Source organism: Aliarcobacter faecis (assembly GCF_013201705.1).
GTDB classification, from domain to species: Bacteria; Campylobacterota; Campylobacteria; order Campylobacterales; family Arcobacteraceae; genus Aliarcobacter; species Aliarcobacter faecis.
This window is the reverse complement of the sequence record NZ_CP053837.1, coordinates 209,032-221,868: the sequence shown is the minus strand read 5'-3', so window position 1 is coordinate 221,868 and position 12,837 is coordinate 209,032. Positions and strand designations below refer to the sequence as shown.

The following is a 12,837-nucleotide window of genomic DNA, read 5'->3' as shown; positions in this document are numbered from 1 at the left end:
CTTCTTATAGCCCTAAAGCATCATTGATTGAGTAAAGATTTGCATCTTTTTTTACTATCCATTTTGCAACTTTAATTGCACCTTTTGAAAAAGTATTTCTAGCTGTTGCCGTATGATTTAACTCTAAAAATTCTCCATCATTATATAAACCAACAGTGTGTCTTCCTACAATATCTCCACCTCTTAAAGCCATAACTGCTATTTCATCTTTAGTTCTAGCTCCAATTTGTCCATCACGCCCAGATACTCTTACTTCATCTAAGTTTAACTCTCTAGCACTTGCAGCATGTTCAGCTAAAGTCAAAGCAGTTCCTGAAGGAGAATCAACTTTATGTCTATGATGTTGTTCAACTATTTCTATATCAAAATCTCTCAATGTTTTAGCTGCAAGAGCAACAAGTTTATTTAAAACTGCTACTCCTAAGCTCATATTTGTCGCATACAAAATAGGTACTAATTTACTAGCCTCAAGAAGTAAGTTTTGTTGATGTTTATTAAAACCTGTTGTTGCTATTACAAGTGCTTTTCTTTTTCCACCCTCAACAACTGCATTCAAAAGTGTTTCTGTTGCAACTGGAGTTGAAAAATCAATAATTACATCACTTTCATCAAACAATACATTTATATCGTTTGTTATAATAGTATCTTGTGGTAAAATTTTTTCAATCTTCTCAAAAACATGAACACAAGAAAGTTTTGCATCTGTGTCATTTTTTAAATCATCAATTAATAAACTTCCAACTCTTCCTGTACTTCCTAAAATACCTATTTTTATCATATACTTATCCTAAATATTCAATTATATCAACTGCAGCTGTAGCACCATCTCCTGCTGCACAAACAACTTGTTTTGCTGCATCAATTCTGATATCACCAGCAGCATAAAGTCCTTTTACATTTGTTCTCATTTTTAAATCTACAATAACTTCTCCTGTATCTCTTACATCACATAAAAAAGCTCCATCAGATTGTTTTAAAGGAGAATTTAATACATTTCTTCCAACAAATACAAAAACACCAGGTGTTGGTAAATCTCTAATCTCACCTGTTTTATTACATTTTACTTTAAGTCCAGTTACTCCACTAGCATCTCCAAAAACTTCTTCAACACTAACATTTGTAACTTCTTCTATATTTTCAGCTTTTTTAATATGTTCTATTGTACTTGGAGCTGCTCTATATGTATCTCTTCTATGTACAATATATACTTTTTTACACATTTTCGATAAATAGTAAGCCTCTTCTAAAGCAGAATCTCCTCCACCAATAACTGCAACTTCTTTTCCTCTATAGAAAAATCCATCACAAGTTGCACAAGTAGAAACTCCTCTTCCAAAGAATTCATCTTCTCCTTTAAATCCAGCTCGTCTAGGAACTGAACCTGTTGCCAATAAAACTGATCTTGCTTCAAACTCTTTTTTATCAGTTGTTAAAATTTTAAATGTATCACCATTTTTAGAAATTGTCTCTACTTGAGTCATCTCATGTTTTAATCCAAATTTTTGACACTGCTCTGGCCAACTTGCCATTAAGTCCATACCTGTCATAACTTGCCCTTGACCAGGATAATTCTCTATTTCAGAAGAGCTTGTAATTTGTCCTCCAGGCATTCCCATTTCAAACATAATAACATTTTTTAATCCACCTCTAGTAGCATATAACCCTGCTGTTAATCCAGCTGGTCCTCCACCAATAATCGCTAAATCTAACATCTTGACTCCTTTTATTTTTATATAAAATCATCTACAAAATTTGTGATGAAACTTAAAATATCTAAAAAGTTTAGAATAAACTAATATAGATATAATGGAGAAATTTTATCATTTAATATTTTATATCTATCTTAATTTAATCTAAAATTAAAAAAAGGAAGATGAAAAACACCTTCCTTTAATATCCCATATTTTTTACTTGAAATTATAGTAAAGAGTTAATTTTATCTGTTAATGCTTGTTTAGAAGTAGCACCAATTAATTGATCAACAACTTGCCCATCTTTCATAAAAATAATTGTAGGAATTGATCTAATTCCATATTTTACTGCTAAATCTTGCTCTTCATCTGTATTTACTTTACAAATATTCGCTTTAGATTCAAACTCTCCTGCTAATTCATCAATAACTGGAGCAATCATTCTACAAGGTCCACACCAAGGTGCCCAAAAATCTACTAGAGAAATACCTTTTGCTGTTGTTTCATCAAAATTAGCTGATGTTAATTCAATATATTTACCCATTTTTTATCCTTATTATTAAATTTTAAACTTTTTTAAAAACTTCATTGTAATCCAATACAAATTAAAGTGTTTCAATTCTACCAACAAAAAACTTAAATCTTCTTTTATTAATATTATTTTTCACTAATCTAGAGTAAATAATAATTTTGATAAAATATTAAAAATTTCATAGATGGAAAAGATTATTATGGATATTAGAAAAGAGTATTTAGATTTTTTTAAAAGTAAAGGACATGAAGTTATATCTTCTATGCCATTGGTTCCTGAAGACCCAACTTTAATGTTTACAAATGCTGGAATGGTACAATTCAAAGATATTTTTACAGGAAATCTTCCAGCTCCACAAAATAAAAGAGCAACATCTTGCCAGCTTTGTGTAAGAGCTGGTGGAAAACACAATGACTTAGAAAATGTAGGATACACAGCACGACATCACACACTTTTTGAAATGCTTGGAAACTTCTCTTTTGGAGATTACTTTAAAGAGGATGCAATAGCTTATGCTTGGGAATTTGTAACAGTTAATCTTGCACTTCCAATAGAAAAACTATGGGTAACTGTTCACGATAGTGATAATGAAGCATTTGATATTTGGTCAAAATATATAAATCCAAATAGAATTATGAGATTTGGAGATAAAGATAATTTCTGGTCTATGGGAGATACGGGAGCATGTGGTCCTTGTAGTGAAATTTTCTATGATCAAGGAGAAGAGAACTTTAATAGCCCTGAAGATAAAATGGGTGGAGATGGTGATAGATTTTTAGAAATTTGGAATCTTGTATTCATGCAATATGAAAGAACAAAAGATGGAGAATTAATTCCTCTTCCAAAACCATCTATTGATACAGGAATGGGACTTGAAAGAGTTATTGCAATTAAAGAGGGTGTATTTAATAACTTTGACTCTTCAAATTTTAAACCAATTATCGAAGCTTTAGAAAAAGTTGCAAATAAAAAAGCTACAAAGGAAACTATTGGATCATACAGAGTAATTGCTGATCACCTTAGAGCTACATCATTTATGCTAAGCCAAGGTATTTTATTTGGAAATGAAGGTCGTCCTTATGTGTTAAGAAGAATTTTAAGAAGAGCCATAAGACATGGTTATTTAATTGGTCTTAGAAAACCATTTATGGGACAACTAGTTGATACTTTAATTGATATTATGGGTGGTCATTATGTTGAATTAAAAGATAATGCAAACTACATAAAAGAACAATTAACCCTAGAAGAAGAGAGATTTTTCAAGACTATTGAAGCTGGAATAACTCTATTTAATACAGAGTTATTTAAACTAGTTGATCCAAATGACCCTAATAATTTAGCACAACTTAAAAGTATTAATAAAGCTTTAGGTAGTGGACTTGCAGAATGGGGAGTTATATTAAGTTTATTAAATGAAAATAAATTATCTCTTCTTTCAAACTCATTATTTAGTGGAGAAACTGCATTTAAACTATATGATACTTATGGTTTCCCTCTAGATTTAACAGAAGATATGTTAAAAGATAAAGGTTTAAAAGTAGATTTAGCAAAATTTGAAGAACTTATGAACCATCAAAAAGCTATGGCAAAAGCTGCTTGGAAAGGTAGTGGAGATAGTTCGAATGAGGGAGATTTTAAAACTTTAATTGAGAAATATGGACAAAATGAGTTTGTTGGATATACAAATATTGTTTACTCTTCAAAAATTTTAGCACTACTTGATGAGAATTTTAAAGAAGTTCAATCTTTAGAAAATCAAATTGGTTGGGTTCTTCTTGATAAAACTCCATTTTATGCAACAAGTGGTGGACAATATGGAGATATCGGTGCAATAGAGTTTGATGGGAAAAATATTATGGTTATTGAGACTTCAAAGTTTCATAATCTAAATTTATCAAAAGTAGATGTTCAAAATGTAAAACTTTATCAAAATCAAATTCTAGAAGCAGTTGTTATAAATAGATCTGAAGTAGCAAAACATCACAGTGCTACTCATCTTTTACAAAGTGCATTAAAAATGGTATTAGGTGATAGTATCTCTCAAGCTGGTTCTTTTAATGATGCAACAAAACTTAGATTTGACTTTACATATCCTAAAGCTATGACAACAGAACAGATAAATGAAGTTGAAGATTTAGTAAACTCTATGATAAGTAGGTCATTAGAGGGAGTTGTAGAAGAACTTCCTTTAGAAGAAGCTAAGAAAAAAGGTGCTATTGCTATGTTTGGAGAGAAATATGGTGATATTGTAAGAGTTATTAGCTTTGGTGGAGATGTATCTATTGAGTTTTGTGGAGGAACTCATGTAAAAAATACAGCCGATATTGGAAGTTTTTATATAATTAAAGAGTCTGGTGTTAGTGCAGGAATTAGAAGAATAGAAGCTGTTGTTGGAACTAGTGCATTTAAATATATAAAAGAGCAACTAAATAAACTATCTTTGTTACAAGCAGAAATCAAATCAAATGATTTAATAGCTGGTATTAAAAAGCTTAAGAATGAGATAAAAGAGCTTAAAAATGAACTTAAAAATACACAAAGTAAATCTGTTACTCCAATAAATGAAGAGATAATTGGTGATACAAAACTAATAGTTAGTGTTGTTGAAAATGGAGATTTAAAGAAAATTGTTGATGATAACAAAAATGCAAATGAGAAATTAGCAATTTTACTTCTTCAAATAAAAGATGACAAAGTTTCAATTGTTGCTGGAAGTAAAAATACAAATATTAAAGCTGGAGATTGGATTAAAGAAATTGCTACTATTTTAGGTGGAAGTGGTGGTGGACGACCTGACTTTGCTCAAGCTGGTGGAAAAGATATAAATAAAATAGAAGAAGCAAGAATAGCTGCAATTACTTATGCTAAAAAAAACCTAATTTAATCTTTTTAAGAGGATTTAATCTCCTCTTAAAATTTAATCATTTAAATAATACTCCACAGTAGCAACAACTCTTAAAGTTTTTATATGCTCACTATTTTTATCTCGACTATTCATTTCAACTTGTCCTTGAGTAGCTCTTTTGATTTTTCCTAATTTACTATTTGAATCTTGTGCAAATTTTTCTGCAACTTCTCTTGCATTTGCTGTTGCTTCTTCAATCATAGATGGTTTTATGTCATTTAATTTTGTAAAAATATACTCTATTTTTGTATCATAATCATCTGTTTTAAATAAAATACCTTTTTGTGAAAGTTCAGATAATTTTCCAGTTAAAGATCTTACCTTTTCAACTTCACTACTATAAATATTTATAACTCTTGAAGCTAAATATCTCATTGAGAACTCTTGATTAGAATACTCATTTGCCATCTTATCTACAACCAATGTTGATCCTAATGATATATCTTCTTCTTTTATACCATTTTGTTTTAAAAACTCTATAATTTGTGTTGTATCACTATTTGTTTTTTTACTTAAAGCTTCAAAATCATTTCCTGTTTGGCTTATTTTTATTGGCATAATTACAATATTTGCCAAAACTTCTTTCTCTGATAAACCTTTTACAATAACTGTTCTTTCCATATCTTTTGTTTTTAAGAATGCTGTTGATACAAAATAACCTAAACTACTTAAACCAATAAAGATAAAAAAACCTAAAATCAATGACGATATTGAACTTCTTTCCATAAATCTCCTTTAATCTCTAAAACTTCCACTATCTAGTGAAAAATAGCTATTTATAAAATTAAGCTGAACTAAACTTTTATTATAATTAAAATCTAGCCTAGGATAATCTTTATAATTATTAATCATACCATTTTTTCTTAAAATCTCATCTGTATAAATACCACTATAATCAATAGTTAATCTATCATCAAAAACACCAAATTCATCTATAATATCAACATAAAAATAGTTATCTATTATATATGTACTTATTTCAACATTTTTAAAGTCAAATCTTTGGACTAATTCAAAAGATTTTGCATTTAACTCTTCTTTAAATAAAGAGACAAAAAAACCTCGAGCAAGACCATTCCATTTGCAATTAGAATCAAGATTAATATATTCAACAAACATTTTTCTATATTTGATATCATCAATATTTAAAATATAAGAAAATTTTGAACAATAATCGAAAGTATTTTGTTTCTTAAAATCACTATAATTATTATTAATTAGACTGTTTTTTGAAGAAACACAAGAATTTAACATAAAAATTATTGGTATAAATTTTAAAATTTTTAACATTTTAACTCCCATAAAATAAAAGCTCATTATACTATTTAAATTTTTAGACTTGACATATTTACTATTTTTAACTAAGATAAAGAAATTTTTTCACCAAAAAAAAGGGAATTTAACCATATGAAATCTAGTAAAATATTTATTATTACATTGTTTAGTACTATACTTTTTACGGGTTGTTCATATAAAGTAAGTGAAGATAAAGTTGATGTTTCACAATACCAAAATGCACAAAAACAATCATCTATACATCAACAAGCAACCTATCCAATAAATAAAAAATTAAATATCAATAACTCAAAAAAAGTTGATATTTTTAACACAAAAGAGAACTATAGTTCAAAACAAGTAAAAATTAATAATAATTTATTTGATTTTTACAGTAATTGGGAAGGTGTTAAATATAAATTAGGTGGAACATCAAAAAATGGAATTGATTGTTCTGGTTTTGTACAAAAAGTTTTAAAAGAGAAATTTAATCTTGCACTTCCAAGAAGTACAAGTGAACAAGCACAAATTGGAAAACCTATTAAGAAAAATGAACTTCAAATGGGAGATTTAGTTTTCTTTAAAACAGGTAGAACAAATCATGTAGGTATTTATATTGAAGATGGAAAGTTTATGCATGCTTCAACTAAAATTGGAGTAACAATTTCAGAATTAGAAAATGATTATTTTGCAAAGAATTACTGGAAAGCACAAAGAGTATTTAAATAAAATAGGAGAAAAAAGTGTTAAAAAAGATTTCAATTATATCCCCATTACTCTTCTTGATTTTGGGCTTGCAAACAAATTTATATGCGGAACAAAACTCAAAAACTACTAAAACACCAATCACAAAAACCCAAAATAGTAAAACTCAAAAAGATGTAAAAAGCAAAGTAAAAAAGCAAAAAACACAAACAAATAAAAATGAAAACAAAACAACAAAATCTACAGCAACTAAAAAACAAATAAGCAATAAACAAGTAAATAAGAGTAAAAAATCAATAACTAAATCAGTTAGTAATAAAAAGAAAACAATAAATAGCAAAATTAGTAAAAATAATAGTATCACAAATGAAAATTTTACTAGTTATGCCTATAACAATACAAACCAAAAGAAAAAAGCATTTAATGAATTTTACAATGAAACAAAACATATAAGATATAAAATGGGAGGAACAGGTCAAAATGGAATTGATTGTTCTGCATTTACTCAAAAGATGTTTAAAGAGAAATTTAATCATATGCTTTCAAGATCTACAGTTACTCAAGTAAATGAAGGTATAGAAGTTAAAAAATCTGAACTACAACCAGGAGACTTAGTATTTTTCAAAACTAGTAAAATTGATAAACATGTTGGAGTTTACACTGGAAATGGAGAATTTCTACATGCTTCAATTAAAGGTATTCAATACACAAAACTTGATAAACCATTCTATAAAGATACTTATTGGACTGCAAGAAGAGTTATAAACTAAATCTCTTCTTTCCAATATTAAATACCTAAAACTTTTGACATTATAAATAATAAAATCACACAAATTATATACATCTTGATTGCATAAAATATATTTAATTTAAATATCTCTTTTGCATTGCAATTATATCTTGCACTCATAGTAAGATTTAATCCTGAAATTGGTGAAGTTGAAACTGTTGTAGCCCAAGCCATTAAAAAGGTCATAGCAAGTAAAGTATGATTTGCATTTGTAAAAAAGTCTCCTAAAATTGAGATAGATATAATTGGATGAATTCCTACAAAAGCTAAAAGAATAAAAATAAAAAGCAGTATAGAAGCAACTTTATAATCAAAAACTTCAAAAGGTATTTTAAAGTTAAGCCCTAATAAAACACTTCCTGCAAATATCCCAAATAGCCCTGCAACTAAAAATAGAGATATTTCACTCTTCATTTTTGGTAATTCATCAATAATATGATATTTTAAAATTTTTAAGCTCTCTTTTAAACCTTTTTTTATAGGTAATATTAAAATAGTAAGTAAAAATGCAAATATTGATATAAGTAAAATTATCTTTAAATCTTCAAAATAGTGATGGGTAAGAAGTACAAATAATCCTAAAATAAATGGTAAATATAAAGTCTGCAAAGATAAAGGATATCCATAAAACTCATCTAAATTAAACTTACTTTGTACTACTTCAAAATATGTAATAAAAAATGCAAAAATTGCTAAAATCATACCAAATGATATTATAGAAAAAGTTTCTAAATTTGGAGCATAAGTAATAGCAGCAGCAAAAGCCACAAAAAATGGTGACCAATAAGCATCACTTGCAAAAGAACGAGTTAATACAATAATTTGTAAAGGGCTAAGTTTTGCTTTTTTATACATCTTATCAGCAACTAAAAGTAAAGCTGATAAATTTATAATTGAACCAAAAAGATGGATTCCAATATATGTTTTTATAAATGATGCTTTCCCTTTTGGAAGTTCATCTTTCTCTTTTTTAGGTGTTGCAATAAGTTTTAAAAAACCTACAGATATTAAAAGTATAAGAAGATATAAATTTACACTAAATGCTTTAAAAAAATCAATATAAAAACCATTTATATAACTAAATAAAAATGCTAATAAAGAGAAAAATAGTAAAACTACAATAAGACTCTTTGATTTTATTGTGAAAAATAGTATTAATGAAGCAATCCAAATAAAAACTACTGCAAAAAGTTTTACTCTATCATCTAAAAAATATGAATAAACTGTAAAAATAAAACTTAAAAATATTAAAACTCCAGAAACTCTTGAAAGAAGCAACATATAAAACCTTTTTTATTAAAAATGTATTATATTAAAACTTAGTATAATCCAAAGAAAAAAGGCAAACTATGATAAGACTTGGTTCAAATTCCCCAACTAGAGCAAAGATATTAAAAGCTTTTAATATAGATTTTATACAAAATGGAGGAAATTTTAATGAAGATAATATAACTACACAGAATCCAAAAGAGTTTTGCTATCTTGCAACAAAAGGTAAATTTGATGAACTATATTTAAAATATGGTATTAAAGATATACCTTTATTAGTAGCTGATAGTGTTGTAACTTGTGAAGGAAAATTACTTAGAAAAGCAAAAGATTTTTATGATGCAAAAGCTATGTTGGAACTTCAAAGCGCAAATAAAACTAGTGTTATCACTTGTATGATTTATAAATCAAATAAACTAGAACTTATTGATATCTCAATTACAACTTATGAATTTAATAAATTTGATAAAAAAGATTTAGAAAACTATTTAAAAAGTGGTGAATGTTTTGGTAAAGCAGGGGCAATAATGGTAGAAGGATTTTGTAAACCATATATTAAAAAAGTAATTGGTTTAGAAAGTACTGCCATGGGCTTAAGCATTGAGAAATTAATACCATTTTTAAAAAACTAGGGAAAATCCCTAGCTTTTTATTAATCAAATGATGGTTTTGGAGTTTTATTTGTTGAAGCTGGAAGTTGAGGATAAGTAATATTTGGTTTTGTACCACTTAAAACTTTTAAGAAAGTCTCAATTTTAGCTGCATCACCATCACTTATTTCAATTCCAAGTTGAACTGAACCCATTTCTTTAATTGCATCTGTTAAAGCCCAAATTTGTCCATTGTGGAAATATGGTGCTGTTTCAGCAATATTTCTTAAAGTTGGTGTTTTAACCATACCATTTTCATCACCTTTAAAATCACCTACATTTGTGAATGTATATTGGTTAGCAATTTGGAATGGTTGCATTGTTCCACCAATTGCAATTCCTGTATGACAAGCTGTACACCCTTTATTTAAGAAGATATCTAATCCCTCTTGCTCCTCTTTTGTTAAAGCTTTTGAATCACCCTCTAAAAATTTATCAAATCTTGATGGAGTTACAAGTGTTTTTTCAAAAGTTGCAATAGTTGAAGTAATTTTTCCAAAATCAATTTTTACATCTTTTCCATAAGTAGTTTTAAACTCATTTACATATTCTGGAATTGAATTAATTCTCTCTTCAACTAATGAAGGAGGAGCAGCCATTTCTGGACCTGCTTGAACTGGTCCTTGTGCTTGGTCAGCTAAGTGAGGGCTTCTTCCATCCCAAAACTGTGCTTTAAAGAAAACAGAGTTATAAACTGTTGGTGAGTTTAAATGGTGTGGATTTGCTGTCCATCCATGCCCTATAGCAGCTGGTACTCCATCTGCTCCACCAAGAGCTAAGTTATGACATGTATTACATGAGATTAAATTACTTCTTGATAATCTTGGATCAAAATATAATTTTTTTCCTAATTCAACTTTTGCAGCTGTAATTGGATCTTTTTTATCATCAATTAATTTCATTAATGCATCTTTTGAGCTTGGTATTGGCTCAAGTCCCGCATTTTTAGCCTTTGTAATTAATGACTGATTTGCAAATAAACTACTTGCACCTAATAGAATTGAAAGCGATAATGCTAATTTCATATTATTCCTACTAAATTAAAATCAGTTAATAATAGGATAATATTTATTAAATGAAAATTAATTTTATACTTTTTTTAGAATTTTATTATAATTTATTCTTATAATATAGGATAAAAAATATCCTATTTAAAGAATATCTATAAACTATTATTTAAAATAAGTTTTAATTAAAGAGAGAAATATTTTATTAAATATTATTTACTATTTGTTCTGGAAGTAACCCTAAATATCGCTCTACATCTGATGTATCACCATGTTCTATAAAATTATCTTCATATTCAAAAGAAGTTATTTTTATATTTAAAATATTTAATTCATTTAAAGTTTCCATAATAGCACTTGCAACACCACCAAGTTTTTGTGAGTCACTAAATACATACCAAAAGTTATATTTTTTTGATAATTCTTTTAAAATCTCTTTATCTATTGGTTTTATAAATCTTAAATCTAAAATTGCTATATCTTCATTATGAAGTTTTTCAACCTCAATTGCTTTAGAAACTCCAGCCCCATATCCAATAAATAGTTTATTTGATGCACCAGATTTTAGAAGTTCAGCCTTTCCTAATTCAAAGGGTGTTGCTTTATACTCTAACTGTTTAAAAGAACCTCTTGGATACCTAATTGCACAAGGTTTATCTAAATTATAAGCAAACTCTAAAGAGTATTCTAAAGTCTCATTATCTCTTGGTGCAAATAAAATCATATTTGGTATAAATCTTAAAAAATTTATATCAAAAACACCTTGATGAGTCTCTCCGTCATTTCCTACAATTCCAGCTCTATCCATAGCAAAAACTACAGGTAGAGCCATAATACAGACATCATGAATTATTTGGTCAAATCCTCTTTGTAAAAATGTTGAGTAAATTGTAATAAAGGGTTTAAAACCCTCTTTAGCCATAGCAGCCATTGATGTAATAGCATGTTGTTCTGCAATTGCAACATCCCAAAATCTAGTAGGAAACTCTTCAATTAATTTATCTATTCCTGTACCACTTGGCATAGCAGCAGTTACCCCTACTATATTTTCATATTTTCTTGCTAAATTTAAAAGAGTTTCTGAATAAATAGCTGTTGCACTTTTTTGTACAACTTTTTTTATAAATTCTCCATCTTGAACATTAAAAGGACCTACACCATGCCAATGTTCATGTTGCCCTTCAGCTATTTTATAACCTTTTCCTTTTACAGTTCTTGCATGAACAATTACTGGTTTATTCATAGATTTTGCAATTTCTAAAGTCTCTATAATCTCTTCTATATCATGTCCATCTATTGGTCCAATATAATCAATTCCCAGCTCTTCAAAAAGTATTCCTGGAGTTATTAACTTTATAGAACTTTCTAATCTTTTAGCCAAATATGTTGTACCTTCAGGCATATTATTTCTTATAAATTTATCTACTCTTGCTTTAAAACTTTGATAAAACTTTCCTGCTAAAATTTTTGATAGATATTTTGATATTGCTCCTATTGGTTTTGCAATACTCATTTCATTATCATTTAATATTATTACAACAGGTAGTTTCAAATCTCCTAACTCATTTAGTGCCTCATAGACCATTCCTGCACTCATTGAGCCATCTCCAATCATTACAACAGGAACTCTATTTTCATTCTTTAACTGTATAGATTTTGCAGCTCCAACAGCAAGTGAAATAGAGGTTGAACTATGTCCAGCTACAAAATAGTCTGCTTTGTTTTCATTTGGTTTAGTAAATCCACAAAGACCTCCAAACTGTCGAATTGTCTCAAATTCTTCCCATCTTTGTGTAAGAAGCTTATGAGCATAACATTGATGTGAAACATCAAAAATAAAAGGATCACTATCTACATCAAATACATAATGCATTCCAAGAGTAAGTTCAACTGCTCCTAAAGTTGAAGAGAAGTGTCCACCTTTTCTTGATACCACATCAATAATTCTATCTCTTATTTGTGATGCTAACTCGCTTAATTCTTCTGTAGATTTACCTTTTACTTCCATAATAA

At 28.1% G+C, this 12,837-nt stretch carries 12 protein-coding genes; 4 read left to right on the top strand and 8 right to left on the bottom strand.

The window, feature by feature from the left end; translation table 11 throughout:
• Positions 1-4: 4 nt before the first annotated feature.
• From dapB to trxA, 3 genes are all read right to left on the bottom strand, one after another.
• Positions 5-778 carry a 4-hydroxy-tetrahydrodipicolinate reductase gene (gene dapB / locus AFAEC_RS01120; protein ID WP_026806660.1) on the bottom strand — a complete coding sequence of 258 codons (774 nt, stop codon included), beginning with the start codon at positions 776-778 and terminating at the stop codon, positions 5-7.
• 4 nt (positions 779-782) lie between these two features.
• Positions 783-1,712: a thioredoxin-disulfide reductase gene (trxB, locus tag AFAEC_RS01115; RefSeq protein WP_026806661.1), complete on the bottom strand. Its 930-nt coding sequence runs from the start codon at positions 1,710-1,712 to the stop codon at positions 783-785.
• A 205-nt stretch (positions 1,713-1,917) separates the two neighbouring features.
• Positions 1,918-2,235 carry a thioredoxin gene (trxA, locus tag AFAEC_RS01110; protein WP_026806662.1) on the bottom strand — a complete coding sequence of 106 codons (318 nt, stop codon included), beginning with the start codon at positions 2,233-2,235 and terminating at the stop codon, positions 1,918-1,920.
• 172 nt (positions 2,236-2,407) lie between these two features.
• On the opposite strand from trxA, the gene alaS reads away from it, so the two are divergent.
• Entirely contained in the window at positions 2,408-5,107 is a 2,700-nt protein-coding gene (gene alaS / locus AFAEC_RS12380; RefSeq protein ID WP_371317631.1) for an alanine--tRNA ligase, read from the top strand.
• 33 nt (positions 5,108-5,140) lie between these two features.
• Here the strand turns inward: alaS and AFAEC_RS01100 are convergent, their stop codons facing one another.
• Entirely contained in the window at positions 5,141-5,854 is a 714-nt protein-coding gene (locus AFAEC_RS01100; protein ID WP_026806664.1) for an SIMPL domain-containing protein, read from the bottom strand.
• 9 nt (positions 5,855-5,863) lie between these two features.
• Positions 5,864-6,418, bottom strand: a complete 555-nt coding sequence (locus AFAEC_RS01095; RefSeq protein ID WP_026806665.1) for a hypothetical protein — start codon at positions 6,416-6,418, stop codon at positions 5,864-5,866.
• 117 nt (positions 6,419-6,535) lie between these two features.
• Here AFAEC_RS01095 and AFAEC_RS01090 point away from each other — a divergent pair, with 117 nt between their 5' ends.
• Together AFAEC_RS01090 and AFAEC_RS01085 are read left to right on the top strand one after the other, a co-directional pair.
• A complete protein-coding gene (locus tag AFAEC_RS01090) occupies positions 6,536-7,132 on the top strand; it encodes an NlpC/P60 family protein (RefSeq protein ID WP_026806666.1) in 597 nt (198 codons plus the stop codon).
• A gap of 14 nt (positions 7,133-7,146) precedes the next feature.
• Positions 7,147-7,878, top strand: a complete 732-nt coding sequence (locus AFAEC_RS01085; protein ID WP_051487643.1) for a C40 family peptidase — start codon at positions 7,147-7,149, stop codon at positions 7,876-7,878.
• Positions 7,879-7,895: 17 nt separating this feature from the next.
• On the opposite strand, the gene AFAEC_RS01080 is transcribed toward AFAEC_RS01085, so the two are convergent.
• On the bottom strand, positions 7,896-9,179 hold the full coding sequence (locus tag AFAEC_RS01080) for a hypothetical protein (RefSeq protein WP_026806667.1): 1,284 nt from the start codon (positions 9,177-9,179) through the stop codon (positions 7,896-7,898).
• A gap of 68 nt (positions 9,180-9,247) precedes the next feature.
• Here AFAEC_RS01080 and maf point away from each other — a divergent pair, with 68 nt between their 5' ends.
• The gene (gene maf, locus AFAEC_RS01075; protein WP_026806668.1) at positions 9,248-9,799 is read left to right on the top strand and encodes a septum formation inhibitor Maf; all 552 of its coding nucleotides are present in this window, start codon (positions 9,248-9,250) and stop codon (positions 9,797-9,799) included.
• A 20-nt stretch (positions 9,800-9,819) separates the two neighbouring features.
• On the opposite strand, the gene AFAEC_RS01070 is transcribed toward maf, so the two are convergent.
• Together AFAEC_RS01070 and dxs are read right to left on the bottom strand one after the other, a co-directional pair.
• The gene (locus tag AFAEC_RS01070; protein WP_026806669.1) at positions 9,820-10,842 is read right to left on the bottom strand and encodes a cytochrome-c peroxidase; all 1,023 of its coding nucleotides are present in this window, start codon (positions 10,840-10,842) and stop codon (positions 9,820-9,822) included.
• Between the two features lie 187 nt (positions 10,843-11,029).
• Positions 11,030-12,832, bottom strand: coding sequence for a 1-deoxy-D-xylulose-5-phosphate synthase (gene dxs, locus AFAEC_RS01065; protein ID WP_026806670.1), 1,803 nt, complete (start codon positions 12,830-12,832; stop codon positions 11,030-11,032).
• Positions 12,833-12,837 lie beyond the last annotated feature (5 nt).